The organism is Enterobacter cloacae complex sp. 6730903 (assembly GCF_048283985.1).
Classification (GTDB): domain Bacteria; phylum Pseudomonadota; class Gammaproteobacteria; order Enterobacterales; family Enterobacteriaceae; genus Enterobacter; species Enterobacter hormaechei_C.
Window position 1 is genome coordinate 44930 of sequence record NZ_JBLVXX010000014.1, and the last position, 25191, is coordinate 70120.

Here is a 25191-nt window from a genome sequence, read left to right on the forward strand (position 1 = left end):
TTATATCAATGCGGCGAGTATAAGAAGGGAAGATTAGCGAAACCTTAATCTCCTGTTTGTGGCGGACATCCTTGCATGCAAGCCATTTAGGGTCCTCACTGTAGGGAATAATGACGTTCTGGAGGTAGGTGTGGCAGAGCAACTGGAATTTTTCCCTGTCCAGAGCCCGTGCCGGGGTATTTGCCAGGTTGATGAACGAGGATACTGCCGTGGCTGCATGCGCACGCGCGATGAACGTTTTAACTGGCAAAATTTCAGCGACGCGCAAAAGCAGGAGGTCTTACGGCTCTGCCGACAGCGTCTGCTGCGCAAAATTCGTGCAAACAAAGCGGTTGAACCCGAAGAACCTCAGCAACCTTCACTGTTTTAGCAGGGTAATTGCGTATACTGGTAACAAGACTTCCTTGAGGAAAATGTTATGGTTCAGCGTATTACCCTTGCCCCGCAGGGCCCGGAATTCTCCCGATTTGTTATGGGCTACTGGCGCCTCATGGACTGGAATATGTCTCCGGTCCAGCTGGCGGACTTTATAGAAGAGCATCTCGATCTCGGGATCACCACCGTCGATCACGCTGATATTTATGGCGGCTATCAGTGCGAGGCCGCCTTTGGCGAAGCGCTGAAGCGAGCGCCAGCGCTGCGTGAACGTATGGAGATTGTGACCAAATGCGGTATTGCCACCACAGCAAAACCGGAGCATGCGCTTGGGCATTACATCACTGACAGCGCGCATATCGTTAAAAGCGCCGAGCAGTCACTGATCAACCTGGCGACCGATCGCATCGACCTGCTGCTTATCCACCGTCCCGATCCGTTGATGGATGCGGATGAGGTCGCGGAAGCCTTCCTGACGCTGCACCAGAGCGGAAAGGTGCGCCATTTTGGCGTGTCTAACTTCACCCCGGCACAGTTTGCGTTATTGCAGTCTCGCCTGCCGTTTACGCTGGCGACGAATCAGGTGGAGATCTCGCCTGTTCATCAGCCGCTGCTGCTGGATGGCACGCTCGACCAACTGCAACAGCTGCGCATCCGTCCAATGGCATGGTCCTGTCTGGGAGGCGGCCGCCTGTTTAACGATGAGGCATTCCAGCCGCTGCGTAACGAGCTTGAAACGGTGGCGCGCGAACTGAATGCGGAGAGTATCGAGCAGGTGGTTTACGCCTGGATCCTGCGCCTGCCGTCTAAACCGCTGCCAATTATTGGCTCCGGCAAAATTGAGCGCGTCCGCGCTGCGCTTGTGGCTGAGGAGCTGGATATGACGCGCCAGCAGTGGTTCCGCATCCGCAAGGCGGCGCTGGGCTACGACGTACCCTGAGCACGCCTGAACCTGACTTTCCGGTGAAATCTGCGCCGCTGGTATAGACTTAAGGTGCAAAAAATAACCCGTGGAGGTCTTATGAAGCGTTTTGCTCTGGCAATGGTTACGCTGGTTGTTTGCGCAGGTGCGCATGCAGCCAGCGAGGACGTTGAAATGAATCTCGTCACTTCTCAGGGGGTAGGCCAGTCCATCGGGACGGTGAAAATCACCGAAACCGATAAAGGGCTGGAATTTGCTCCCGATCTCAAGGCTCTTCCACCCGGCGAACATGGTTTTCACGTTCATGCCAAAGGCAGCTGTCAACCCGCAATGAAAGAGGGGAAACCAACAGCTGCGGAAGCGGCAGGGGGGCATCTCGACCCGCACAACTCCGGTAAGCATGAAGGTCCGGAAGGGATGGGGCACCTCGGCGATCTGCCGGTCCTGGTGGTAAATAACGACGGTAAAGCCACCGATCCGGTTGTGGCGCCACGACTCAAAAAGCTTGACGAGGTCAAAGGCAAGGCGCTGATGGTCCACGTGGGCGGCGATAACATGTCCGATCAGCCTAAACCGCTTGGCGGCGGCGGGGCGCGCTATGCCTGCGGGGTGATCTGATCGCCAATCGTTCCGGGTGGCGGCGCCTGTTCAAGCTGTGACAGGGAGCAGTGCAGCCGCCAGATAATGGACGCCAGATCGCGGGCCGCAGGCTGATGATGGTGCGCCAGCGCGTCGCAAATACGCTGAAGCTCGGCGAGCGTGACGCTCAGGGGGCGCTGCTGCACCCCGCGCTCGCTCATCACATCTCGGAGCATGGAAATACAGTTATCACGGACCTGCGACAGCGGATCGGAACGCGTCTCCCAGGCGCGCAGTTGCCACACCACGTGCGAACAGTTTAACAGCACCACGCCCCAGCGCAGCAGCCAGCGACGGGAGAGTGAATCCTGGCTATTGTTCAGCTGGCTGACATGATGATAAACCAGCGATTCATACTCGCTTTCGCGCAGATGCGGCCTGCGGCTCAGCTGATCGACAAAACCCCTGCGCAACTCCCGAATATGCCTGCGGCTTTTACGCGCGTCCGAGCCCGGGCGTAGCACGGCGAAAGCCAGCCACGCCAGCCCCACGCCGAGGATCTTCGCCAGGTTGTCGTTGAGAAAATCAGCGTAATCGTAAACCGGTGGATTCGTTACAGAGATAAATGAGCCCATAAAAACAATCAACTGACCCCACAGACCGGCCAGTTTAGGCATTTGCAGTTTGAGCAACTGCATGGTGGTTAATAGCGGGAAGAGAAACAGCAGAAATTGCCAGAGGTCGGTTATCTGCACCATCAAACCAAATTTCACCACGAAGCTGAACAGCGACAGCAGTACCAGCGTACGCAGCAGAAGCGTCAGGGAATTAAAGGGGGAAGCGGCGACGGAATAGAGCACGCAGCTGATTGCTGCAAGCGTCAGGGCCGCACTGCCCGCATCCCATTGGGTGGTGATGGCCCATGCGCCCACGGCCGTTAACGCGCAAAACGTACGAAAACCGCTCCACAGCGCCTCCATTGCGTCGGTATGCCGCGCCAGAGCAGGACTACCGGGAACGGAAAATTCGGTGACGGGCGTGGCATTTTCGACGGCTTTTAACCAGCGGCTGCTGCGCAGATACAGGCGGCAGAAATAGTTCAGACGCTGCCAGAAGGCGCGATGCCGGTAGTCATATTCATCCGTTGGAGCGAGCGGCGCGATAATGCGGGCCACGGTATAGATATCGGCATCCGGACGCGCAAGGGCGGCGAGCAGCGCCTCAATAATCTCCCGGGTATGGGCTGGCGGTGCAGGCCAGTTCAGCAACATCCGGCGAAGGCTCGAGATCGCACTCGTCATCCGCAATTGCTGGTGCAGTAAATAGTTCAGAAGCGTATTCTGGCGACGAAAACGGTAGTGGCTCCAGAAAGCCTGGATGCGCAGCAGGTTCATGGTCAGGATCTGGCCGATGACCTTTTCGTGCGCGAGGCGGATGTCATCGCTGCTGTCAGGCTGCCAGAGCAGGCTGGCATGTTCCAGCAAACGTGCGTGCATCGTTTTAAGGGCGGTGATAAGCGTAGTGCCATCTGAGGTACTGGGCAGAATCATCATCATGACGCCCCCGCACAGAATGCCGACCATTACTTCACACACGCGTGCCTGGGCGATATCCCACAGCTCGGTGGTGTCCAGCACGTTGACGACCGGAAAGGCGATAATGGCCGCGGTGTAACCCGCCAGTTGAAACGCATAGGCAACGTTATTGGTAAAATGGGCGCAGGCCCAGGTACACAGCCCCAGCCATGCCGACATGCTTAACAGAAATAGCCAGGGATCGTTCAGGGTATGGCCGGCAAGAAGCAGTGCGGCGGTTGCCCCCAGCAGGCTACCCGCCACGCGCCCGAGGCTTTTACTGATAACGCCCCCGACGGTAGGGAAGCTGACGACCGCCGCAGAGGTCATCGCCCAGTAAGGCTCATCCAGATTCAGATAATAGGCAACCGTAAGCGCAAGGCACATGGCGATGCCGTTGCGCAGCGCGTAACGCCACTGCGGTCGTGTCGCTTTTATCCACGGCGTATTGCGCCAGGAGAAAGCCCCCAGGTTCATCATCGCGATCCGATGGCGACGGTGCAGGTTGTGCCAGAGACCAGGGTAATGTCTTTCGGCAGTTGATCAAACTCGACGCGAACAGGCACCCGCTGAGCCAGACGCACCCACGGTACGTTGGGTTTGATGTCGGGCACCAGGCCAGAATCGGTTTCCACGCTCTGATCGTAAATTGCCCGACCTATGCTGCTAACGTGACCCTGTAACGTTTCTGCGCCGCTGTAAAGCGTGATCCGGGCAGGCGCTCCCTCGCGGATATGGCGCAGCTTGGTCTCTTCAAAATAACCTACAACATAGAAAGAGTGGCTATCGACCAGGGCGAAGACCGGCTGGCCTGTGGTGGCGTAATCCCCCACACGGGTCGACAGGCTCGTGATCCATCCATCCACCGGCGCTTTGACCACGGTCTGGGTCAGTTGCCACTCGGCCTGTTTCAGCGTTGCCTCTGCAACCTTCAGGCTGGCCTGCATGGCTTTTACATTGATATTGGCGGTATCGAGATCTTCCGCAGAGATGTAATTTCTCGACAGATGGCGGCGGCGTTCGGCTTCGTTATTGGCTTTTGCCAGATCGGATTGAGCTTTAGCGAGCTGCGCCTGGGCATTAAGCACCGCAATGTGAAAAGGGGTCTCGTCGATGCGGAATAGCACATCGCCCGCATGAACGTACTGGTTGTCCTTCACCAGCAGCGCGCTGATACTGCCGGATACCTGTGGCGTGATGCTGACCTGTTCCGCGCGGATCTTGCCGTCACGCGTCCAGGGCGACTGCATGTAATAATTCCAGAGCCACCAGCCAGCCATCAGCGCCAGCGCTAAGACAAAAAGAGTGGAAAAATATTTTAACGTTTTCAATGCTATTCTCACCACACGGTTAACACGGCAAGGCCAAGACAGACGGAGAGGGTAAACAGGGAGAGATCCATTAACATCGGGTGCCAGATTTCACCGGAATACATCCAGTCGCGCAGCAGACGATGCGCAATGAGCCAGATCACAAAACCGACCATCACGGCTTTAAACAGTGGCGGAAAGTAGACCGATGCGCCAACAATCAGATCCTGGAGGGGTAACCCTGCGGAGAAGGAAAACAACGTCACAAGCAGCGATCCTTTGCGGTGGAATGAGGGCCACATTGGCAGATTTCAATGCGATGGCGCATTACCATTCAGTGTAAATCATCCTTTAAGGAATGATGAATACCGTGATTGCATTTGTTTTGGCAATACAAATACTGCAAACTATTCTAAAATCACTATAATCACTTAGCAAGCTAATTATAAGGAGATGAAATTGGAATCGCCATTAGGTTCTGATCTGGCAAGGTTGGTACGCATCTGGCGTGCTCTGATTGACCATCGCCTGAAACCTCTGGAACTCACACAGACGCACTGGGTTACGCTGCATAACATCCATCAGCTTCCGCCCGATCAGTCACAGATCCAACTGGCAAAAGCGATTGGTATTGAGCAGCCGTCTCTGGTGCGTACCCTTGACCAGCTGGAAGAGAAGGGACTCATCTCCCGACAAACCTGCGCCAGCGACCGTCGCGCCAAGCGGATCAAATTGACGGAAAAAGCGGCCCCGATTATCACTGAGATGGAAACCGTCATCAGTAAAACGCGAGGGGAGATCCTGGCCGGTATTTCCCCCGCTGAGCTGGAAATGCTGATCGGACTCATCGCCCGTCTTGAGCAAAACATCCACGATTTACAGTCGCGCGACTGACGTTGTTTACAGGCCTTGCTCGTGCAAGGCCTCTGTCATGATTTGAACACCACCACCCGGTTGCGGCCCGTCTCTTTTGCCTCGTACATGGCTTTATCCGCGCTCTCCACGCAGGTTTCAGCGCTGGTTTCCGGCGAGGTGGCGGTGAATACCCCCATACTGATGGTAATCGGTTCCGGAAGCTGCCCACCGCTGCTGGCCTTGTCAAACCCGCTCAACTTGAGGCGAATACGTTCGGCAACCTGATGCGCGACATCAGACGGTGTATTTGTCAGCATGAGCACAAACTCTTCGCCGCCGATCCGCGCCGCGATATCCTGCGGTCGCACCGAATCGGTCAACAGGTTTGAGACAAACTGTAAAACCTTATCCCCCTGCAAATGGCCGTAGCAGTCGTTAATGCGTTTAAAACGGTCAAGATCGCTCACGACCACCGACACCGGATGTGTCACCGTGGCCGTGTTTAGCGCGTGATTTAATGAATCATAGAAATAGCTGCGATTATAAAGACGGGTGAGGGGGTCGCGGATGGAATTTTGATAAGACTGCTGATATTTTACATGCGAGTCACGATACAAATTAAATACATCAGAAAGTAAGATGAAAATAATCATTAACGTAGCGACAGTTTCGAATAACCGTGCCCGGTACCATGAAATATCTTCAGCGTGTCCGCCTAACAATAGCATGAGCAGAGTGACGATATAACAGACACATAAAAAATTGCCGCCGACCCAAAACAAATTCCTCACGCGGGTAATGGCCAACAGGGTGATTAACGTTACTACCCACAGGACGATCAAAATGATATTGATCGCCTGGCTCCACAGAACCATAAACTGCCGGGTTTCATTATCAACCAGGTCCAGTGTGAGCAGGGTTGAATGGCTGGAATAGAACAATGCCAGCCCAAGCATACAGCCCGTAAAGAGCGAGGCGCCGACAACGATACCAACATGGGCGCTTCGTGAGAGCGCAGAATTGCGCAGGCTATACAGTAATGCTGCGACGATCATCAGCACCGCCATTAAAAAGTGGCGGAACATGTAGAAAATCATGGCGTCGTTATAGTTCGCTTCGTTGAACTGATAGAGATCAAGCCAGGCCGGGAAGCTGGCCAGTGTCCCCACCATCAGTAACGCCGAACCGGCAAAGGCCAGGGCAATGGGAACAAGATATAATCGCCTTCTGTCGCACCAGTATTTCATTGCCATAAAACAGGCAATAAACAGATGGAACACCAGAAGAAATATCGTCAGCGTAGGGAAAAACAAAGGTGAAAACGAAGGAACCCATTCAACAAGTTTTATAAAAAAACCTTGTAATACGGCAATGATAACAATGCACCCAAGCGCGAAGGCCACAAAGCGGTTCTTTACAAATCGACAGATCGCAAGCATAGAGAATTTAAAAATTAAAAAAGGAAAAAGAGATTGCGAAGAGTCTAAGCGAGGGAAATAAAAAATACTTTGCGCACGGACAAGAACAGGTGAAATGAATAATTCACCATGTGAATATATTGTGCCAATATATTATTGGAAATGATGATTTTGGTAAATGGATGCGGTCTGAAAGACCACATCCATCAGGATATTAACGCGGGGAGACGGTGACCTGGCTGCCGTTGCTTGCCAGAACAACACGCTGGCCAGCAGAGAAGCGGGTGTTACCCTGTTTCTGCACAACCATAATGGTGCTGCCATCGTCTTTACGGATTTCCAGCTCAACGCCCTGAGTTTTGTTCATCGCACCCTGAACGCCCTGACCCGCTACGCCGCCTGCAACTGCGCCCGCTGCGGTCGCCAGAGAACGTCCGGTGCCGCCGCCAATGGTATTACCCAGGAAACCGCCCAGCACAGCACCGCCGATTGCACCCACCACGTTCGTGTCATCGCCACCCTGAATCTGAACAGGACGGGCATTAACGATAGTACCGTATGTCACGTTCTGTACCTGTTTAGCTTCAGAAGCACTATATACGTCGCCGGAGAGTGAACTGTCATTCACACAACCCGCCAGTGTTAAACCAATCAGCGAAACGCCCAGTACACGTAAAATCATTTGACTCTCCTGTTCACCAAAAAACGCCCGGTTGGGGCATCCGTTATGGCTAAATTATATGGCATTCCTGACCACAGTTCATATCTTTGCATCCCGAATAGATAAATTTTACCTGAACAGGGCTTAACGGGACATAAACAAACATCGCCTGTGCTACAGGTCTGAGATTGTTAAAAATTATTATCACCGCATAGCAAAGCCGCGTTATTTATGATGGAGTGTTTGCACTTAGCCCATGTAACGTAAGGAAAGCGCATGAAATCGGGTCGCTATATCGGTGTGATGTCTGGTACCAGTCTTGACGGTGTGGATGTCGTTCTGGCCGCCATTGATGAAAACATGGTGGCGCAGCAGGCAAGCCTGACCTGGCCAATTCCGGTCTCGTTAAAAGAAGAGATCCTGAACATTTGCCAGGGGCAACAGCTGACGCTTTCCCAACTGGGCCAACTGGATGTGCGTCTGGGGGCGCTGTTTGCTGATGCGGTACTGGCCCTGATGCAGCAGGAAAGACTCCACCCGCAGGATATCGTGGCAATAGGTTGCCATGGGCAGACCGTCTGGCATGAACCTGTCGGGGAGGCGCCGCACACGATGCAAATTGGCGATAACAACCAGATTGTGGCAAAAACCGGCGTGACGGTGGTGGGTGATTTCCGTCGTCGCGATATGGCCCTCGGCGGGCAGGGGGCGCCGCTGGTTCCGGCATTTCATCAGGCGCTGCTGGCGCACCCGGTAGAGCGCAGGATGGTCCTGAACATCGGCGGGATCGCCAACCTGTCAATGCTTATTCCCGGGCAACCCGTGCGGGGGTACGATACCGGACCCGGTAATATGCTGATGGATGCCTGGATCTGGCGTCAGAGCGGTAAAGCCTATGACAAAGACGCGCAGTGGGCCAGCCAGGGGAAAGTGATCCTTCCCTTGCTGCAAACCCTGTTAAGCGATCCTTTCTTTGCTCTGCCTGCGCCGAAAAGCACGGGGCGGGAATATTTCAACTACGGCTGGCTTGAACGTCAGCTGACGCGCTTCCCCGGCCTTGCGCCTCAGGATGTGCAGGCTACGCTGACGGAGCTCACCGCGGTGTCGATTTCTGAACAGGTGTTGCTGAGCGGCGGGTGTGAGCGCTTGCTGGTATGCGGAGGCGGAAGCCGCAACCCGCTGGTGATGGCACGCCTCGCCGCCTTGCTGCCGGGCACCGAAGTCACGACCACTGATGAAGCCGGGATCAGCGGAGACGATATGGAAGCGCTGGCCTTCGCCTGGCTCGCCTGGCGTACGGTTGCCGGTCTGCCGGGGAATTTACCCTCCGTAACCGGTGCGCGGGAGGCGAGCGTCCTCGGGGCCATTTTCCCCGCAAACCCGCGCCATAATCAGAGTTAACTGAAATTCAGCGGGAGGCGTAACCCGTAAAATAGGGAAAAACAGGAGGGCGGTTAGGCCCTCCAGGACCAGGATAGTCTTCGGAATCTGCCCATGAAAAAACTTCTTCTCATTGCTGTATCTTTTCTTATGACCGGATGCAGCGTCTATAACCAGTTCGTTGAGCGTATGCAAACCGATACGCTGGAATATCGTTGTGATGAAAAACCGCTGACGGTGAAGCTGAACAACCCGCGTCAGGAAGCCAGCTTTGTTTATGACAATAAGTTGTTGACGCTGAAGCAGGGAATGTCGGCCTCCGGTGCGCGCTACTCAGACGGGATCTACGTCTTCTGGTCGAAAGGCGACAGCGCCACCGTCTACAAGCGTGACCGCATTGTGCTGAACAATTGTCAGCTTGAAAATCCGAAGCGTTGAGATTTTTGAAGGGGGCGCGCACAATAGCGCCACCCAATCTCACTTTCAGCTAACGCCATGTCAGATAACGACGAACTACAGCAAATTGCGCATCTGCGCCGTGAATACACCAAAGGCGGTTTGCGCCGCCAGGATCTTCCCGCCGAACCGCTGGTGCTTTTTGAACGCTGGCTGAAGCAGGCCTGCGAAGCGAAACTGGCCGACCCGACGGCGATGGTCGTTGCCACGGTTGATGAAAACGGTCAGCCGTATCAACGCATCGTTCTTCTCAAGCATTATGACGAGAAAGGGCTGGTGTTCTACACCAACCTTGGCAGTCGTAAAGCGCATCACCTTGAAAATAATTCGCGTATTAGCCTGCTCTTCCCGTGGCATATGCTGGAGCGCCAGGTGATGGTCACCGGCAAGGCGGAGCGCCTCTCTACGCTCGAAGTGGTAAAATATTTCCACAGCCGCCCGCGCGACAGTCAGATCGGCGCCTGGGTCTCTAAACAGTCCAGCCGAATCTCAGCCCGCGGCGTGCTGGAGAGTAAATTCCTCGAACTCAAACAGAAGTTTCAGCAGGGTGAAGTACCGCTGCCGAGTTTCTGGGGCGGGTTCCGCATCCCCATTGAACAGATAGAGTTCTGGCAGGGCGGTGAACACCGCCTGCACGACCGCTTTTTATACCAGCGCGACAACGGTGGCTGGAAAATCGACAGACTGGCCCCGTAATCCCCAAAATTTGTTGATTTAAGCGCTAGCGCACACCGCGCTGGCGCTTTATTCTATGGTCCTTTCGCATCAGGCGAAAAGTCGTGTACCGGCAAAGGTGCAGTCGTTTATACATGGAGAATTTGATGGCAAGCAGTAACTTGATTAAACAATTGCAAGAGCGGGGCCTCGTGGCCCAGGTGACGGACGAGGAAGCGTTAGCAGAGCGACTGGCGCAAGGCCCGATCGCGCTCTATTGCGGCTTCGATCCCACCGCTGACAGCTTGCATTTGGGGCATCTTGTTCCATTGTTATGCCTGAAACGCTTCCAGATGGCCGGCCATAAGCCTGTCGCACTGGTTGGCGGCGCGACCGGTCTGATTGGCGACCCAAGTTTCAAAGCCGCTGAGCGTAAGCTGAATACCGAAGACACCGTGCAGGAGTGGGTGGATAAGATCCGGAAACAGGTTGCACCGTTCCTGGATTTCGACTGCGGTGATAACTCTGCGATTGCGGCGAACAACTACGACTGGTTTGGTGGCATGAACGTGCTGACGTTCCTGCGTGACATCGGCAAACACTTCTCTGTTAACCAGATGATTAACAAAGAAGCAGTGAAGCAGCGTCTTAACCGTGACGATCAGGGTATCTCTTTCACCGAGTTCTCCTACAACCTGTTGCAGGGGTATGACTTCGCCTGCCTGAACAAGCTGCACGGCGTCTCTCTGCAAATTGGCGGTTCCGACCAGTGGGGTAACATCACCTCCGGTATCGATCTGACCCGTCGCCTTCACCAGAATCAGGTGTTTGGTCTGACCGTGCCGTTGATCACCAAAGCCGACGGTACCAAGTTCGGTAAGACCGAAGGCGGCGCGGTATGGCTGGATCCGAAGAAAACCAGCCCGTACAAGTTCTACCAGTTCTGGATCAACACGGCGGATGCCGACGTTTATCGCTTCCTGAAGTTCTTCACCTTTATGGATATCGAAGAAATCAATGCGCTGGAAGAAGAAGACAAGAACAGCGGTAAAGCACCACGCGCCCAGTACGTGCTGGCGGACGAAGTGACCAAACTGGTTCACGGCGAAGAAGGTCTGGCGGCGGCGAAGCGCATTACGGCGAGCCTGTTCAACGGAACCCTGAGCGATTTAAGCGAAGCGGATTTCGAACAGCTGGCGCAGGATGGCGTGCCGATGGTAGAGATGGAAAAAGGCGCAGATCTGATGCAGGCGCTGGTGGACTCCGAGCTCCAGCCGTCTCGCGGTCAGGCGCGTAAAACCATCGCCTCTAACGCCATCACCATTAATGGCGAAAAACAGGCCGATCCGGAATACACCTTTACCGAGAACGACCGTCTCTATGGTCGCTACACGCTGCTGCGTCGCGGTAAGAAAAATTACTGCCTGGTCTGCTGGAAGTAATTAAAAGTATGCAGGGGCGTGGGAAACCACGCCCCTTTTGTTTTGACAGGGTTTGGTAAGTAAAACATGAAGAACATCCTCGCCATTCAGTCCCACGTTGTGTTTGGACATGCTGGCAACAGCGCTGCGGAATTCCCGATGCGCCGCCTCGGCGTTAACGTCTGGCCCCTCAATACCGTCCAGTTTTCGAATCACACCCAGTACGGTAAATGGACCGGCTGCGTGATGCCGCCGTCGCATCTGACGGAAATCGTTCAGGGGATTGCGGATATCGACCAGCTCAAACGCTGCGATGCCGTACTGAGCGGCTATCTGGGTTCGGCGGAGCAGGGGGAACATATCCTCGGCATTGTGCGCCAGGTGAAAGCGGCAAACCCCGCGGCGAAATATTTCTGCGATCCGGTGATGGGACATCCGGAAAAAGGCTGCATTGTAGCGCCGGGCGTTGCGGAGTTTCATGTCCGCCATGCATTGCCCGCCAGCGATATTATTGCCCCCAACCTGATTGAACTTGAGATCCTGTGCGAGCATCCGGTCAACAGCGTAGAAGAGGCGGTAAGCGCCTCTCGCGAGCTGATCGCACAGGGGCCAGAGATTGTGCTGGTGAAACACCTGGCACGCGCAGGGTTGAGCCAGGACCGTTTTGAGATGCTGCTGGTGACGAAGGATGAAGCCTGGCATATCAGTCGACCGCTGGTGGATTTCGGTACACGTCAGCCTGTCGGGGTCGGGGATGTGACCAGCGGTTTGCTGCTGGTGAAGCTATTGCAGGGTGCGAGCCTGCGCGATGCGCTGGAGCACGTCACCGCAGCCGTTTATGAAATCATGATTGCGACGAAGACGATGCAGGAATATGAGCTCCAGGTCGTCGCGGCGCAGGATCGTATCGCGAAGCCGGAGCACTATTTCAGCGCAACGCAGCTTTAGACACCGCCCGGCGGCGCTGCGCTTGCACGGGCCTACGGAATTGGTAGGCCGGGTAAGCGTCAGCGCCACCCGGCAACCCAGGCCTTCGGTTAATTCAACCCTTCCGCTTTCAGCGCCGCCGCCACCGCAGGACGCTCCGCCACGCGCGTCATATACGACGCGACATGGTCTAACCCTTCCATGTTCAGCTTAACCGCGCGCGCCCAGCGCAGAACGGTAAACAGATAAGCATCGGCGATGGTGAAACGCGAGCCACAGATCCACTGGTCGTCTTTCAGCGCGTCGTTAACGTACTGCAACTTTTTCTCCAGCAGCGCGCGCACGGTAGGTTTGTACTCTTCCGGCGTGTCCGGGCGGAACAGGGGCGTAAATCCTTTGTGCAGTTCGGTGGCAATATAGTTCAGCCACTCCAGCGTCTTATAACGTGCAATGCTGCCGGTGGGGGCAAGGAGCTGACGATCCGGTACGTTGTCCGCCAGGAATTGCATAATCGCCACCCCTTCGGTCAGCAGGGTGCCATCATCCAGCAGCAGGGCCGGAACCTGGCCTTTTGGGTTAATCGCAAAAAAGTCATCCCCGTTTTCCAGGCGCTTTTTCATCAGGTCAACGCCGTCCAGCGTGAAATCTTTACCGCTCTCGCGAAGCGTAATATGGGAAGCAAGAGAGCAGGCGCCCGGTTTATAGAACAGTTTCATCGGTAACTCCTTTTTGCTGAGGTTCCAGCTATGTTAGTGCGCGTTCAGATAAAAAAAAAGCCGCTAATCAATTAGCGGCTTCTGTTCAGTCGTTTCCCGATGACATCACGCGTTCGCGGTTTTGATCGCTTTAGCGGATTTGTCGTCGTCCTGCGTCATACGATTCAGTTTAGGTGCGGTCAGCAGCATCAGCACGGCAATCACGGCGGTCGCGATACCAATTTGCATGAACACGGTGCCGTAGACATTCAGGGAAACCAGCGGGTCGGTAACGTTGTCTGGTACCGCCATCAGGTTCGCAATCTTACCTGCGATGATGGCTGCGCCAGCGGTCGTCAGGAACCAGCTACCCATGATGAAGCCCATCAGACGCTGAGGGACCAGCTGCGCAACCATCGCCAGGCCCAGACCGGAGATCATCAGTTCACCGATGGATTGCAGCGCATAGCTCAGGATCAGCCAGTTAACAGACACGATACCCGCGTCGGTTGCGAATTTCGTCCCCAGCGGCAGCACCAGGAATGCGCCAGAGCACAGCACCATACCGATAGCGAACTTGTGCGGCATAGGCAGACGGTCGCCCATCTTGTTATAGATAGCGGCCAGAATCGGGCTACCAATCATGATCCAGAACGGGTTCAGGGCCTGATACTGCTCCGGCTCGAACGCGATACCGAGGATGGAGTGCTCAACGTTGCGGATAGCGAAGAAGTTCAGAGACGTTGGCATCTGGCTGTACAGAACGAAGAAGATGATCGCTTCCAGCATCAGGATGAACGCCACAATCATCTTACGACGTGCCGCACCCTGCATCGCGAAGGCTTCTTTCGCGAAGATAATCACGATACCCAGCGCAACCACGCCCAGTACGGCACGTGCAACGCCCTGGTTGTGCAGCAGCCAGGTGGCGACAGCGGCCAGGATCACGATGCCGACGATGGTTGACAGCAGTTTGCCCATGTGCACGGGTTCGAAGTCTGGTTTTGAACCGTAGTCTTTAACCCAGCTACGGCAGAACAGGAAGTTCACAACGGTGATCAGCATACCCACGAAGCTCAGCGCAAACGCTACGCTCCAGCCGAATTTTGCGGCCAGCCATGGGGTTGCCAGCATAGAGAAGAAGGAACCGATGTTGATGGACATGTAGTACATGGTAAATGCACCGTCCAGACGTGGGTCATCTTTGCTGTAGCAGGTAGAGAGCAGGGAAGACGGGTTCGCCTTGAAGAGGCCGTTACCTACCGCGATGGTAGCCATACCCATGTAAACCACACCTGCATCGTGCCCGGACCAGGCAACCAGCCCATAGCCAATCGCCAGAACAACGGCGCCCAGCATAATGACACGTTTAGTACCGAGAACTTTATCGCCTAACCAGCCGCCGATAGCTACCAGGCCATACACCAGGGCGCTGAAGGAAGAGAACAGCGTGATGGAATCGGCTTCAGACATACCCAGCTGTTTAACCAGGTAAACCGCCATGATCCCTTGCAGGCCGTAGTAGCCAAAACGTTCCCATAATTCGATAGAGAAAATGAGATAGAACGCTTTAGGCTGTTTGAAAGCGTTAAGACTTACGCTCTCATCTGTTGGTTTATTGTTTGCAGTAGACACATATACCTCTTTTTTTACATCCCATATTAACGGGGGTGTTCATAGCGTGATGACCGTAGTCCATCCGCTTTATAGTTATATTGGGAGGGGAAACGGCGGGTAATGTTCACTATCCAGCCCCATCTGGCAATACGTTTGTAATAATCTGTTACATATAACTCTGGCGGTATAATCATCGGGTCATGCAAATGTTATACAGCGTTAAATCTCATCCGTTCAAAATTGATGGTTTTTTTCACTGTAAACGACCCTGTTCAACGGCTGTATGGCGATATGTTCTGCTATTTTGGGTGATTGGCAGTGATATAGCCCATATTCTGAAAAATGACTGGTCTTATGTGCGGTGTGGAATCGATGAAATCTTGTCTGACAAAGGGGTTGGGCGGGTTTTAACAACAAAAATCCAACATCAGGTTATCAGAGTGATCGCGATCACAGATGTATAGAAATTTTTGGTGATGAAAAAACTATTAACCTGTTTGAGTGTTAAATGACCGAAGAATCGACAAAGCGTAAAGGAGAAAGAGAGGGCAATTTATGGTCAATCGGGAAGATATCAGAGCCCTTGTTAATATTAAGGGCTTGAACAGGTAAGAAGTTAGGTGGTTTACGCTCAGGGATAGACTTTTTCTTTGTATTCGCAGAGATCTTCGATAATGCAGGAACCGCAGCGTGGCTTACGGGCAATACAGGTATACCGTCCGTGCAGGATCAGCCAGTGGTGGCAGTCCACCTTAAATTCCGCCGGGACCACTTTTAACAGTTTCTCTTCCACCTCTTCCACGTTTTTACCCGGCGCGAACCGGGTGCGGTTAGAGACGCGAAAGATATGGGTATCCACGGCGATGGTCGGCCAGCCAAACGCCGTGTTCAGCACCACATTTGCCGTTTTACGCCCGACGCCCGGCAACGCTTCCAGCGCAGCGCGGTCTTCCGGGACTTCACCGCCGTGCTGCTCCAGCAGGATCCGGCAGGTCTTAATGACGTTTTCGGCCTTGCTGTTAAACAGGCCAATGGTCTTGATATAGGATTTCACACCCTCAACGCCCAGCTCCAGCATGGCCTGCGGCGTATTGGCGACAGGGTAGAGCAGGGCCGTGGCTTTGTTGACGCTCACGTCCGTCGCCTGCGCAGAGAGCAGCACCGCGATCAACAGTTCAAACGGCGAGTTAAAGTTCAGCTCAGTCGTAGGATGAGGATTCTCATCGCGCAGGCGCGTCAGGATCGCAATGCGTTTCTCTTTATTCATACTGCTTTCTCGGGGATCCCTTCCTGTATGCTGCGCTCAGCGGCGCGGCGTTTACGTTTTTCATCAATCAGGTATTTTAACGCCAGTATCATCCCAAGGCCAATGAAGGCGCCAGGCGGCAGCATGGCCAGCAGGAACGGCGTGTCCGTATGGAACACCTCAATACGCAGCGACTTCGCCCAGCCGCCAAGCAGCGCGTCCGCACCGTCGAAAAGCGTACCGTTGCCCAAAATTTCACGCAGAGAGCCGAGGACGAACATGGCGGCAGTCGCGCCCATGCCGATGGAAAACCCATCCAGCGCGGAAATAGCCGGATTGTTTTTCACCGCGAAGGCTTCAGCGCGGCCTACGACAATACAGTTAGTCACGATAAGCGGAATGAAGATCCCGAGCGACTGGTACAGGCCAAATGCGTAGGCGTTAATCAGCATTTGCACGACGCTGACCACCGACGCAATGATCATGACATAGATCGGAATACGGATTTCCGACGGCGTCCAGCGGCGCAAAACAGAAATGGAAAAGTTAGTCAGGGTCAGCACCAGCGTGGTCGCCAGCCCCAGCCCGAGCGCGTTGGTGGCGGTAGACGTCACCGCCAGCAGCGGACACAGCCCCAGCAGCTGTACCAGCGCGGAGTTGTTCTTCCAGAGACCCTGGACGATAACCTCTTTAACCTGGCTCATGGTCACTCCTCACAGGTGGAAAGATGATTGATCTGCGCGGGCAGCGTTTCGGCATACAGCCCGGCGCGCTTGACGGCGTTGACCACCGCGCGCGGGGTAATCGTGGCGCCGGTGAACTGGTCAAACTCGCCGCCATCTTTTTTCACCGCGAAAGCAGGATCGTCTTCGCCGTGAATCATCTTCCCGGCGAAGTGTAAGATCCAGTCGCTTAAGCGGGTTTCAATTTTGTCGCCAAGGCCCGGCGTTTCGTGATGTTCCGTCACGCGCGTACCCAGCACGGTGCCGGAAAAATCGCTGCCCACTAGCAACTGAATCGCACCGGAGTAACCGTCCGGCGCGGTGGCTTCCATGACGGCACCCACGGGATTATCGCCCTTGCGGGCAATATAAACGCGATGGGGTCCTTTACCGAGCTGCGGAGCCTGCACGACAAAGCAGCTTTTTTGCAGGTCATTATCGTAGAGGTCGGATGGGATCACCTGATCGAACAGCGCTTTTTGCTGCTTCATTGCCTGCTCTGCAATGGTGGTTTTCGTCAGTTCATTTACCAGCGCGGTCAGCCCGGTGAGGGCGGCGGCGAAGATCGCCAGCGTGACGCCGTGTTTTTGCATTGTCTTTAGCATGGCGTGACCCTTAGCGATGACCGTACACGCGGGGACGCGTGTAGTAGTCGATGAGCGGAACGGTGATGTTAGCCAGCAGCACGGCAAATGCCACGCCGTCCGGATAACCGCCAAAGCTGCGAATAAGCCAGACCAGCAAGCCCGCCAGCGCGCCGAAAATCAGACGACCACGGTTGGTGGTAGACGCGGTGACCGGATCGGTCAGAATAAAGAATGCCCCGAGCATGGTCGCGCCGGAGAGCAGATGGAGCTGCGGGCTGGCCAGCGACTCAGGTGAGATCACCCAGCCGAGCGTCGAGCAGACGGCCAGCGTCACCAGGAAGCTCACCGGAATATGCCAGCGGATTGCCTTCTGTTGCAGCAGGAACGCGCCGCCCAACAGATAGGCCAGATTGACCCACTGCCAGCCAGCACCCGCCAGTACGCCGCTGTAAATAGACGATTTCATCACCTGCTCCACGCTGTGTCCGGCACGCAGGGAGGTTTTGAAGGTATCGAGCGGGGTGGCCTGGCTGATGCCGTCCACGCCCATGCGAAGCGCGTTCATATCCGCGCCCAGCGCGGTGTGGCCGGTAAAGATAACGTGCAGGGCATCCATAAAGCCGGGCACCGTGGCGGCGATTTCATGCGGCGGCAGCCAGCTGGTCATCTGTACCGGGAAGGAGATCAGCAGCACCACGTAGCCAATCATCGCCGGGTTAAACGGGTTATGGCCAAGTCCGCCGTACAGCTGCTTGGCGATGATCACCGCAAACACCGTTCCCAATACCACCATCCACCACGGGGCAAACGGGGGAATGCTGATGGCCAGCAACAGGCCAGTCAACAGGGCGGAGTTATCGCTCAGGATGCGAGTCACTTCCATTTTGCGCAGCTTCAGGATCGCGGCTTCTGCTGCGACGGCACTGGCGCAACCCAGAACTAACTGGAAAAGCGTACCCCAGCCGAAAAACCAACACTGTACGGCAATACCTGGCAGCGCGGCCAGGCACACCAGCATCATAATACGCGATGTCTGGCGCTGGTTATGGGTGTAAGGGGAACTTGCAATTCTGAAAACCATTTAATCCTCGTTAACGGCTTGCTGCGCGGCTTTCTTTGCCTGAACGCGCGCAATCGCGGCGGCGACTGCGGCTTTGCGTGGATCGTCATTAGCGGCCGCAGGCAGTTCGTCCTGCTGTGCCGCTTTTCGTGCTTTGGCACGGGCGATGGCCGCTTCAACGGCGGCTTTACGCGGGTCGACAGGCGTTTCACTCTCTTCGGCAGGCTGAACTTGTGCCGCTTTACGTGCTTTGGCGCGGGCGATAGCGGCTTCAACGGCCGCCTTGCGTGGATCCGTCGCTTCCTGTTCAACCACCACTGTCTGCTGACCGGCTTTACGGGCTTTTGCCCTGGCGATAGCCGCTTCCACCGCCGCTTTACGTGGGTCGATATCGGCTTCCGGTTTGGCGTTTTGCGCTTTCTCCGCCTGACGCGCGCGTGCTTCGGCTTTCCGCGCTTCGCGGGCCGCAATCGCTTCGCTGTTGTCCGGTCTTTCTCCCGGAGCGATCACAACCGTCTGGGCGGCGGTGGCTTTCTTCTCGCGCACGCGGGCCAGGGCTGCGTTAATGGCATCCTGATCTTTCGCCGCAGGCTGCACGGCAGCCTGCTTATGGCGTTCCTGACGGGCTTGTTTCTCGCGCTCCAGTCGCGCCTGGCGCGCTTCAAAACGGGCCTTCGCTTCAGCGGCACGTTTTTCTTCCATGGAGATGGCGTAGATTTCGGCTTTCTCCTGACGGAAATACTGCACCAGCGGAATATTGCTGGGGCAGACCCAGGCGCAGGCACCGCATTCAATACAGTCAGCCAGGTTATGCGCCTGGGCTTTATCGTGCAGCTGGCCTTTGCTGTACCAGTACAACTGCTGCGGCAGTAAATCTGCCGGGCACGCGTCCGCACAGGCGCTACAGCGTATGCAGCCTTTCTCTTCCTGCGTTTCGCCCATCTCCGTTGCGGAAGGGGCGAGCAGGCAGTTGGTAATCTTCACCACCGGCACATCCAGCCACGGCAGGGTAAAGCCCATCAGCGGGCCGCCCATAATGACCAGTTGATCGCTACCCGGGCAGAAGCCAGCCTGTTCCAGCAGATGACGCACTGGCGTACCCAGACGCGCCCAGACGTTGCCGGGACGGGAGACGGACTCGCCGGTCAGCGTGACGACGCGCTCGGTCAATGGCTCGCCATCAATCACCGCACGTTTCACCGCGTAGGCGGTTCCCACGTTTTGCATCAGCACGCCGATGTCGGACGAACGGCCCCCGTGGGGGACCTGTTTGCCGGTCAGGATCTGCGTCAGCTGTTTTGCCCCGCCGGACGGGTATTTGGTCGGGATCACGCGCAGGGCGATATCGTGGCTGTCCGCCAGTACCGCACGCAGCATCGAAATGGCCTGCGGTTTATTGTCCTCAATACCGATCAGCACTTCGCGGGGTTGCAGAATATGCGCAAGAATGCGAATCCCTTCCACCACCTGCGCGGCACAGTCCTGCATCAGACGGTCATCGGCGGTGATGTACGGTTCGCACTCGGCGGCGTTGATAATCAGCGTGTCGATTTTATCGCCGCCGCCGTGAAGCTTAGCGCCGGTCGGGAAGCCTGCGCCCCCCAGACCCGCCACGCCGAACTGATGAATGCGTTCAATCAGCGCTTCACGGCTGTGGGAACGGTAGTCGCTCCAGCCGTCACGCTCGATCCAGCGGTCTTCACCATCGGCTTCTATGATCACGCTCAGCTCAGACAACGCCGACGGATGGGCAACGGTATGGGGGGCAACAGCCACCACCTTACCGGAAGTCGGGGCATGTATCGGCAGCATCCGTCCGCGACCAAAGGTCAGCGGCTGGCCGCGAAGAACGCTATCGCCTTCTTTCACGCACAGTTCGCCTTCCGCGCCGATATGCTGTTTAAGGGGCATAACGTAACGGGTCGCCAGTGGGATCTGGCGCAGCGGTGTGCCGTTAGACTGCGATTTCATCTCAGGCGGATGAATGCCGCCGTCGAAATCCCAGATCTTCTCTTTTCTGAAGGCAGAAAATAACTTAAGCATGTTGTTCCACAGGAATATTGCGAACCGGAATGGCCTGAAGGTCCCATTTCCAGTTTTCGGTAGTCGTTTCAACCGGGCGTAGTTCTATACACTGCGTCGGGCAGGGTGCCACGCAGAGATTACAGCCGGTGCACAGATCCGCCACAACGGTGTGCATCGCGCGCGTTGCGCCCACAATGGCGTCAACAGGACACGCCTGAATACATTTGGTGCAGCCAATGCAGTTGGCTTCGTCGATAACAGCAAGGGCACGAACGGGCTCCTGGGCCTGTTCATCGCCGTCGACAGGCTGGGGATCGACGTTCAGCAGGGCAGCTATTTTAAGCATGACCGCTTCGCCACCCGGTGCGCAGCGGTTGATCTTTTCTCCCTGCACGCCCACCGCCTCAGCGTAAGGGCGGCAGCCTGGGTAGCCGCACTGCCCGCACTGGCTCTGGGGTAAAAGTTCATCAATTTTTTCAACAACCGGATCGTCCTCCACCGCAAACCGGCGGGAGGCATAACCCAGAATGATGCCAAAGACGAGTCCCAGTACGCTGATGGACGCGATGGCAATCCAGATAGCACTCATTACAACTTCACCAGACCACTAAAGCCCATAAAGGCCAGAGACATTAAACCTGCGGTCACCAGAGCGATGGCGTTACCGCGAAACGGCGCGGGAATATCCGCCGCGGCCAGACGCTCGCGAATCGAGGCGAACAGGACCATAACAAAAGAGAAACCGACCGCGGCGGAAAAACCGTACAGCGCCGATTGCAGGAAGTTATGCCCGAGGTTGATATTCAGTAGCGCCACGCCCAGCACCGCACAGTTGGTGGTGATGAGGGGCAGAAAAATACCCAACAGGCGATACAGGGCAGGGCTGGTTTTACGCACCACCATTTCGGTAAATTGCACCACAACCGCAATGACCAGAATAAAGGCCAGGGTGCGCAGGTAGAGCATGTCGAGCGGGATCAGGATCCAGGTATCAATCAGCCATGCGCAAATGGAGGCCATCGTCATCACGAAGGTGGTGGCCAGCCCCATGCCCATTGCCGTCTCCAGCTTTTTGGAGACGCCCATGAACGGGCACAGGCCAAGGAACTTCACCAGTACGAAGTTATTAACCAGCACAGTTCCGACGAAGAGCAGTAAGTAATCGGTCATTATTTAGCCTGAAATAAAATAGCCGCCTATTATCGGATAAACGACAACAGGCCACAACAGGTTAACTGTAAGGTTATTACGGGTTAACAAAGGTCTTCTTAACGCGCGTCGAGCGCTTGAAATAAGGGACCAGAAGCGCCGTCGCCAGTAGCGGGAACAGTAACTGGCGAACCGCCAGCGCGTCAGACACTGGCGAGAAAGCGAATGCTTTGACGGCCAGCAGCACGGAGACCAGCAGCCAGATAATGTAATGTTTCGGCACGCTTTTGCGGCGTTTGAAGAAGGCGATAGTCAGCCACAGCGTGTAGTACCACATCGCGATCGCGAAAACGAACGACACAAACCACGTCGCAATATTAAGCGCACTCTGGGACATCAGTGTCTGGATAGCATGAGGCGTAACCAGTGCGGTGGTGTAAAGCAACAGCGCCAGCGAAGCGCTTAATAATGCCACCAGCAGCCATGCCAGCGGGGCGATTAACCAGCCCCCAATTCTCTCTCCAGGCAATGCGGTCATACGCTCTCCCATAGTCTGCGCGAAATGTTATACAGAAATTTGCAGGGCGGAGAGTATATAACATTTCACGCCGAAGGCTACTTTCTTATACAACGTAACGCCATACTGATTTAGGCACTTCCCCCACATTGAACAGACGACCGCCAGAGACCAGTTCGGCGCGACGATGGTCAGCAGCGCGGTACATATTGATGATGTCCTGATTATCCGACAGCGTGTAGTTCAGATGGTCAAACAGTTTTTCCAGGCTTTCAAGGGAATTGATCTTGCGAAATTTTAATAAATAGTCCTGAACTGTCATATTAATAAGTTTCCATATAAAAGGGTAATACCCATAAAGGTAATGCGTTCGAATAATAAACGGATTAATAAAGACGTAAACTGTCCACTCGGGTAACGCGACGAAATTAGGAGTTTTCTTTGCGAAGAATCAGGCACCAGCAGATGCCTGGAAGAGAAGGGTAACCCCGTTCATTACGGCTGGCAATACGTACCATGACGTAATGTGTCACGCTTTATGACGCTACGGCTTACTTTTGTTGTGCGACAGTAACAGGCTCCGGCGGCTGGTAGTTATCGATATGGCTGGCAATACCGAGCAACACGACTGAAACCCCAAGGACAATCCATCCCGCTAATTCAATGATTCGATTAATTATTAACGACATAATTTGTGTTTGTAATTTATCCATAAATACAGATTACAAATGTTACAGCGCCCTTTTCGCCAGAGCAAGCGCTTTGGGAACGATTCCCCGGCCCCTATACACACTTTAATGCGAGGTAACAAAAAACGCTGTCGTGAGATGCTATTTTAACTCACAGGGCACATTATTAATGTGTGCGTTAAGCACAAGGCCAGTGATAAATAAGCGCACAGCGAGGGGGCACACGATGAGTGAAAACATCCGCGTCGGTCTTATTGGCTACGGGTACGCAAGCAAAACCTTCCATGCACCGCTGGTTGCCGGTACGCCGGGAATGGAACTGGCGGCTATCACAAGCAGCGATGAGACTAAGGTCCGCGCCGACTGGCCAGCCGTGCCGGTGGTAACGGAGCCTAAGCATCTGTTTAACGATCCTAATATTGACCTTATTATCATTCCTACCCCTAACGACACGCATTTCCCCCTGGCGAAAGCGGCGCTGGAGGCAGGGAAACATGTTGTTGTCGATAAGCCCTTCACCGTGACGTTGTCACAGGCGCGCGAGCTGGATGCGCTGGCGCGAAGTCTGGGTCGGTTATTATCGGTCTTTCACAATCGGCGCTGGGACAGCGATTTCCTGACGGTTAAGGCGCTGATAAACGAAGGTACGCTCGGCGAAATTGCCTTTTTTGAGTCGCATTTCGATCGTTATCGTCCGCAGGTGCGAGATCGCTGGCGCGAGCAGGCGGGACCGGGTAGCGGCATCTGGTATGACTTAGCGCCGCATCTTCTCGATCAGGCCGTTCATCTGTTTGGTCTGCCCGTGAGCATGACGGTCGATTTAGCGCAGCTCAGGCCGGGGGCGCAGACCACCGACTATTTCCATGCCATTTTGAGTTATCCGCAGCGGCGCATTGTGCTGCACGGGACAATGCTTGCGGCGGCGGAATCGGCCCGCTATATCATTCACGGGGCGCGCGGCAGCTATGTGAAGTTCGGCCTGGATCCGCAGGAAGAGCGCCTCAAAAATGGCGAACGCTTACCGCAGGAGGACTGGGGCTACGACATGCGGGACGGGGTGGTGACGCGTGCGGAGGGGGAGGCGCTGGTTGAAGAGACGGTGTTGACCCTGCCGGGGAACTATCCGGCGTATTACGCCGCCATTCGTGACGCGCTAAACGGTTCAGGTGAAAATCCGGTTCCCGCAAGCCAGGCAATCCAGATTATGGAGCTCATTGAGCTCGGGATCGAATCTGCCAAACATCGCGCAACGCTCTGTCTGGCATAAGTACCAAACGCTTTCGTAGGCCGGGTAAGCGCAGCGCCACCCGGCAGTAAAGAGGACTACTGAGCAACTTTATTGCGCAGCGCCTGTTTCTCTTCAGGCGTCAGGAAGGCGATCTCCAGCCCGTTGATTTGCGCCTGACGGATCTGCTCGCGGCTCAGCCCGGCCTGCGGTGCGGCGATGTTGTATTCGTGAATAATATCCACGCCCTGAACCGCCGGATCGTCCGTGTTCAGGGAAGCCAGCACCCCGTGTTCAAGGAAGGTTTTCAGCGGGTGTTGCGCCAGCGACGCCACTGTACTGGTCTGAATATTGGAGGTCAGGCAGGATTCGATCCCAATACGTTGCTCGGCGAGGAAATCCATCAGCGCGCGATCTTCAATGGCTTTCACGCCGTGACCAATACGTTCCGCACCCAGCTCACGAATGGCCTGCCAGATGCTTTCCGGCCCAGCGGCTTCCCCCGCATGAACGGTAATATGCCATCCTGCATCACGTGCGCGGTTGAAATGAGACAGGAACAGGCTGCCCGGGAAGCCCAGCTCGTCACCGGCCAGGTCAATGGCGGTGATCTGGTCGCGATGCGCCAGTAATGCTTCCAGCTCCTGAAGACAGGCCGCTTCACCGAAGGTACGGCTCATAATGCCGATCAAACGCGCCTGAACGTCAAAGGTTTTGCAGCCTTCACGCACGCCTTCAATGACCGCTTCAACCACGCCCGCTACGGGGAGATTGTGGGTCATCGCCATATAGCCCGGGGAGAAACGCAGTTCGACATAGTGCAGGCCGTTGCGCGCGGCATCTTCGATGTTTTCAAAGGCGACACGGCGACAGGCATCCACCGAGGCCAGCATCTTCACGCCCCAGTCGAGCTTGCTCAGAAAACTCACCAGATCCGGTTCGTTCGACGTGACCTGAACATGGGGGATCAGGGTTTCAAGCGTTTCGGCAGGGAGGGTTAAATTGAACTGGCGGCCAAGATCGAGAATGGTTTGGGCACGAATGTTTCCGTCGAGGTGGCGGTGAATATCAGTTAAAGGCAGGCGTGTATCAATCATGGTCGCACTCTTTGCTGGTTAAAGTGCGCC

At 55.3% G+C, this 25191-nt stretch carries 28 protein-coding genes; 10 read left to right on the plus strand and 18 right to left on the minus strand.

Annotated features, from left to right (window positions below; genetic code table 11):
* Window positions 1–130: 130 nt before the first annotated feature.
* The 3 genes from ACNQ0W_RS09775 to sodC all read left to right on the plus strand — a co-directional run bounded on the left by ACNQ0W_RS09775 (window position 131) and on the right by sodC (window position 1915).
* Window positions 131–370: a DUF1289 domain-containing protein gene (locus tag ACNQ0W_RS09775; protein ID WP_003857614.1), complete on the plus strand. Its 240-nt coding sequence runs from the start codon at window positions 131–133 to the stop codon at window positions 368–370.
* A gap of 48 nt (window positions 371–418) precedes the next feature.
* Entirely contained in the window at window positions 419–1315 is an 897-nt protein-coding gene (locus tag ACNQ0W_RS09780) for an aldo/keto reductase (RefSeq protein ID WP_015570678.1), read from the plus strand.
* 81 nt (window positions 1316–1396) lie between these two features.
* Complete coding sequence (gene sodC, locus ACNQ0W_RS09785) at window positions 1397–1915, plus strand: superoxide dismutase [Cu-Zn] SodC (protein WP_015570677.1); 519 nt, start codon at window positions 1397–1399, stop codon at window positions 1913–1915.
* On the opposite strand, the gene ACNQ0W_RS09790 is transcribed toward sodC, so the two are convergent.
* From ACNQ0W_RS09790 to ACNQ0W_RS09800, 3 genes are read right to left on the minus strand one after another with little or no spacing between them, the layout of a single operon-like run.
* On the minus strand, window positions 1894–3927 hold the full coding sequence (locus ACNQ0W_RS09790; RefSeq protein ID WP_026080711.1) for an FUSC family protein: 2034 nt from the start codon (window positions 3925–3927) through the stop codon (window positions 1894–1896). The genes sodC and ACNQ0W_RS09790 overlap by 22 nt on opposite strands.
* The gene (locus ACNQ0W_RS09795; protein ID WP_047728633.1) at window positions 3927–4787 is read right to left on the minus strand and encodes an HlyD family secretion protein; all 861 of its coding nucleotides are present in this window, start codon (window positions 4785–4787) and stop codon (window positions 3927–3929) included. The genes ACNQ0W_RS09790 and ACNQ0W_RS09795 overlap by 1 nt, the downstream gene beginning before the upstream one ends.
* A 2-nt stretch (window positions 4788–4789) precedes the next feature.
* On the minus strand, window positions 4790–5026 hold the full coding sequence (locus ACNQ0W_RS09800; RefSeq protein ID WP_003857607.1) for a DUF1656 domain-containing protein: 237 nt from the start codon (window positions 5024–5026) through the stop codon (window positions 4790–4792).
* A 187-nt stretch (window positions 5027–5213) separates the two neighbouring features.
* Between ACNQ0W_RS09800 and slyA the strand changes: the two genes are divergently transcribed.
* The gene (gene slyA / locus ACNQ0W_RS09805) at window positions 5214–5654 is read left to right on the plus strand and encodes a transcriptional regulator SlyA (RefSeq protein WP_006808997.1); all 441 of its coding nucleotides are present in this window, start codon (window positions 5214–5216) and stop codon (window positions 5652–5654) included.
* Between the two features lie 35 nt (window positions 5655–5689).
* Here slyA and ACNQ0W_RS09810 read toward each other — a convergent pair whose 3' ends face one another.
* Together ACNQ0W_RS09810 and slyB are read right to left on the minus strand one after the other, a co-directional pair.
* Window positions 5690–7054 carry a GGDEF domain-containing protein gene (locus ACNQ0W_RS09810; RefSeq protein WP_062932592.1) on the minus strand — a complete coding sequence of 455 codons (1365 nt, stop codon included), beginning with the start codon at window positions 7052–7054 and terminating at the stop codon, window positions 5690–5692.
* Window positions 7055–7247: 193 nt separating this feature from the next.
* Complete coding sequence (slyB, locus tag ACNQ0W_RS09815) at window positions 7248–7715, minus strand: outer membrane lipoprotein SlyB (protein WP_003857604.1); 468 nt, start codon at window positions 7713–7715, stop codon at window positions 7248–7250.
* Between the two features lie 255 nt (window positions 7716–7970).
* On the opposite strand from slyB, the gene anmK reads away from it, so the two are divergent.
* From anmK to pdxY, 5 genes are all read left to right on the plus strand, one after another.
* Window positions 7971–9095: an anhydro-N-acetylmuramic acid kinase gene (gene anmK, locus ACNQ0W_RS09820; protein WP_062932593.1), complete on the plus strand. Its 1125-nt coding sequence runs from the start codon at window positions 7971–7973 to the stop codon at window positions 9093–9095.
* Between the two features lie 93 nt (window positions 9096–9188).
* Window positions 9189–9512, plus strand: a complete 324-nt coding sequence (gene mliC, locus ACNQ0W_RS09825) for a C-type lysozyme inhibitor (protein WP_062932594.1) — start codon at window positions 9189–9191, stop codon at window positions 9510–9512.
* 57 nt (window positions 9513–9569) lie between these two features.
* Entirely contained in the window at window positions 9570–10226 is a 657-nt protein-coding gene (pdxH, locus tag ACNQ0W_RS09830) for a pyridoxamine 5'-phosphate oxidase (protein ID WP_116329888.1), read from the plus strand.
* 125 nt (window positions 10227–10351) lie between these two features.
* Window positions 10352–11626: a tyrosine--tRNA ligase gene (gene tyrS / locus ACNQ0W_RS09835; protein ID WP_017384594.1), complete on the plus strand. Its 1275-nt coding sequence runs from the start codon at window positions 10352–10354 to the stop codon at window positions 11624–11626.
* A gap of 66 nt (window positions 11627–11692) precedes the next feature.
* A complete protein-coding gene (pdxY, locus tag ACNQ0W_RS09840) occupies window positions 11693–12553 on the plus strand; it encodes a pyridoxal kinase PdxY (RefSeq protein ID WP_023313972.1) in 861 nt (286 codons plus the stop codon).
* Window positions 12554–12642: 89 nt separating this feature from the next.
* Here the strand turns inward: pdxY and gstA are convergent, their stop codons facing one another.
* The 12 genes from gstA to blr form a co-directional block, all read right to left on the minus strand.
* Window positions 12643–13248: a glutathione transferase GstA gene (gene gstA, locus ACNQ0W_RS09845; protein ID WP_003857598.1), complete on the minus strand. Its 606-nt coding sequence runs from the start codon at window positions 13246–13248 to the stop codon at window positions 12643–12645.
* 105 nt (window positions 13249–13353) lie between these two features.
* The gene (dtpA, locus tag ACNQ0W_RS09850) at window positions 13354–14862 is read right to left on the minus strand and encodes a dipeptide/tripeptide permease DtpA (protein ID WP_062932595.1); all 1509 of its coding nucleotides are present in this window, start codon (window positions 14860–14862) and stop codon (window positions 13354–13356) included.
* Window positions 14863–15475: 613 nt separating this feature from the next.
* Window positions 15476–16111 carry an endonuclease III gene (gene nth / locus ACNQ0W_RS09855; protein ID WP_015570668.1) on the minus strand — a complete coding sequence of 212 codons (636 nt, stop codon included), beginning with the start codon at window positions 16109–16111 and terminating at the stop codon, window positions 15476–15478.
* The gene (locus ACNQ0W_RS09860) at window positions 16108–16794 is read right to left on the minus strand and encodes an electron transport complex subunit E (RefSeq protein ID WP_062932596.1); all 687 of its coding nucleotides are present in this window, start codon (window positions 16792–16794) and stop codon (window positions 16108–16110) included. The genes nth and ACNQ0W_RS09860 overlap by 4 nt, the downstream gene beginning before the upstream one ends.
* A 2-nt stretch (window positions 16795–16796) precedes the next feature.
* A complete protein-coding gene (gene rsxG / locus ACNQ0W_RS09865; RefSeq protein ID WP_003857590.1) occupies window positions 16797–17417 on the minus strand; it encodes an electron transport complex subunit RsxG in 621 nt (206 codons plus the stop codon).
* A 10-nt stretch (window positions 17418–17427) separates the two neighbouring features.
* Window positions 17428–18480: an electron transport complex subunit RsxD gene (gene rsxD, locus ACNQ0W_RS09870; RefSeq protein ID WP_015570666.1), complete on the minus strand. Its 1053-nt coding sequence runs from the start codon at window positions 18478–18480 to the stop codon at window positions 17428–17430.
* Window positions 18481–20502 (minus strand): electron transport complex subunit RsxC, encoded by a 2022-nt coding sequence (gene rsxC / locus ACNQ0W_RS09875; RefSeq protein ID WP_062932597.1) that lies wholly within the window; start codon window positions 20500–20502, stop codon window positions 18481–18483.
* Window positions 20495–21073 (minus strand): electron transport complex subunit RsxB, encoded by a 579-nt coding sequence (rsxB, locus tag ACNQ0W_RS09880; protein WP_047051387.1) that lies wholly within the window; start codon window positions 21071–21073, stop codon window positions 20495–20497. The genes rsxC and rsxB overlap by 8 nt, the downstream gene beginning before the upstream one ends.
* The gene (gene rsxA, locus ACNQ0W_RS09885) at window positions 21073–21654 is read right to left on the minus strand and encodes an electron transport complex subunit RsxA (RefSeq protein WP_003857582.1); all 582 of its coding nucleotides are present in this window, start codon (window positions 21652–21654) and stop codon (window positions 21073–21075) included. Before rsxA ends, rsxB begins: the two co-directional genes overlap by 1 nt.
* Window positions 21655–21730: 76 nt before the next feature.
* Window positions 21731–22171, minus strand: coding sequence for a DUF2569 domain-containing protein (locus ACNQ0W_RS09890; protein WP_015570663.1), 441 nt, complete (start codon window positions 22169–22171; stop codon window positions 21731–21733).
* 85 nt (window positions 22172–22256) lie between these two features.
* Window positions 22257–22472: a transcription modulator YdgT gene (gene ydgT / locus ACNQ0W_RS09895; protein ID WP_000217941.1), complete on the minus strand. Its 216-nt coding sequence runs from the start codon at window positions 22470–22472 to the stop codon at window positions 22257–22259.
* A gap of 229 nt (window positions 22473–22701) precedes the next feature.
* Complete coding sequence (gene blr, locus ACNQ0W_RS09900; protein ID WP_151884424.1) at window positions 22702–22827, minus strand: division septum protein Blr; 126 nt, start codon at window positions 22825–22827, stop codon at window positions 22702–22704.
* A gap of 238 nt (window positions 22828–23065) precedes the next feature.
* On the opposite strand from blr, the gene ACNQ0W_RS09905 reads away from it, so the two are divergent.
* Window positions 23066–24106 (plus strand): oxidoreductase, encoded by a 1041-nt coding sequence (locus tag ACNQ0W_RS09905; protein WP_062932598.1) that lies wholly within the window; start codon window positions 23066–23068, stop codon window positions 24104–24106.
* Between the two features lie 56 nt (window positions 24107–24162).
* On the opposite strand, the gene add is transcribed toward ACNQ0W_RS09905, so the two are convergent.
* Window positions 24163–25161 (minus strand): adenosine deaminase, encoded by a 999-nt coding sequence (gene add / locus ACNQ0W_RS09910; RefSeq protein ID WP_062932599.1) that lies wholly within the window; start codon window positions 25159–25161, stop codon window positions 24163–24165.
* Window positions 25162–25191 lie beyond the last annotated feature (30 nt).

What these genes read in the sequence shown, in the direction of transcription:
- ACNQ0W_RS09780 (WP_015570678.1), top strand. Translation starts at nt 419, where the DNA reads ATGGTTCAGCGTATTACCCTTGCCCCGCAGGGCCCGGAATTCTCCCGA.
- sodC (WP_015570677.1), top strand. Translation starts at nt 1,397, where the DNA reads ATGAAGCGTTTTGCTCTGGCAATGGTTACGCTGGTTGTTTGCGCAGGT.
- ACNQ0W_RS09790 (WP_026080711.1), bottom strand. Translation starts at nt 3,927, where the DNA reads ATGAACCTGGGGGCTTTCTCCTGGCGCAATACGCCGTGGATAAAAGCG.
- slyA (WP_006808997.1), top strand. Translation starts at nt 5,214, where the DNA reads ATGAAATTGGAATCGCCATTAGGTTCTGATCTGGCAAGGTTGGTACGC.
- ACNQ0W_RS09810 (WP_062932592.1), bottom strand. Translation starts at nt 7,054, where the DNA reads ATGCTTGCGATCTGTCGATTTGTAAAGAACCGCTTTGTGGCCTTCGCG.
- slyB (WP_003857604.1), bottom strand. Translation starts at nt 7,715, where the DNA reads ATGATTTTACGTGTACTGGGCGTTTCGCTGATTGGTTTAACACTGGCG.
- anmK (WP_062932593.1), top strand. Translation starts at nt 7,971, where the DNA reads ATGAAATCGGGTCGCTATATCGGTGTGATGTCTGGTACCAGTCTTGAC.
- mliC (WP_062932594.1), top strand. Translation starts at nt 9,189, where the DNA reads ATGAAAAAACTTCTTCTCATTGCTGTATCTTTTCTTATGACCGGATGC.
- pdxH (WP_116329888.1), top strand. Translation starts at nt 9,570, where the DNA reads ATGTCAGATAACGACGAACTACAGCAAATTGCGCATCTGCGCCGTGAA.
- tyrS (WP_017384594.1), top strand. Translation starts at nt 10,352, where the DNA reads ATGGCAAGCAGTAACTTGATTAAACAATTGCAAGAGCGGGGCCTCGTG.
- pdxY (WP_023313972.1), top strand. Translation starts at nt 11,693, where the DNA reads ATGAAGAACATCCTCGCCATTCAGTCCCACGTTGTGTTTGGACATGCT.
- gstA (WP_003857598.1), bottom strand. Translation starts at nt 13,248, where the DNA reads ATGAAACTGTTCTATAAACCGGGCGCCTGCTCTCTTGCTTCCCATATT.
- nth (WP_015570668.1), bottom strand. Translation starts at nt 16,111, where the DNA reads ATGAATAAAGAGAAACGCATTGCGATCCTGACGCGCCTGCGCGATGAG.
- ACNQ0W_RS09860 (WP_062932596.1), bottom strand. Translation starts at nt 16,794, where the DNA reads ATGAGCCAGGTTAAAGAGGTTATCGTCCAGGGTCTCTGGAAGAACAAC.
- rsxG (WP_003857590.1), bottom strand. Translation starts at nt 17,417, where the DNA reads ATGCTAAAGACAATGCAAAAACACGGCGTCACGCTGGCGATCTTCGCC.
- rsxD (WP_015570666.1), bottom strand. Translation starts at nt 18,480, where the DNA reads ATGGTTTTCAGAATTGCAAGTTCCCCTTACACCCATAACCAGCGCCAG.
- rsxC (WP_062932597.1), bottom strand. Translation starts at nt 20,502, where the DNA reads ATGCTTAAGTTATTTTCTGCCTTCAGAAAAGAGAAGATCTGGGATTTC.
- rsxB (WP_047051387.1), bottom strand. Translation starts at nt 21,073, where the DNA reads ATGAGTGCTATCTGGATTGCCATCGCGTCCATCAGCGTACTGGGACTC.
- rsxA (WP_003857582.1), bottom strand. Translation starts at nt 21,654, where the DNA reads ATGACCGATTACTTACTGCTCTTCGTCGGAACTGTGCTGGTTAATAAC.
- ACNQ0W_RS09890 (WP_015570663.1), bottom strand. Translation starts at nt 22,171, where the DNA reads ATGACCGCATTGCCTGGAGAGAGAATTGGGGGCTGGTTAATCGCCCCG.
- ydgT (WP_000217941.1), bottom strand. Translation starts at nt 22,472, where the DNA reads ATGACAGTTCAGGACTATTTATTAAAATTTCGCAAGATCAATTCCCTT.
- ACNQ0W_RS09905 (WP_062932598.1), top strand. Translation starts at nt 23,066, where the DNA reads ATGAGTGAAAACATCCGCGTCGGTCTTATTGGCTACGGGTACGCAAGC.
- add (WP_062932599.1), bottom strand. Translation starts at nt 25,161, where the DNA reads ATGATTGATACACGCCTGCCTTTAACTGATATTCACCGCCACCTCGAC.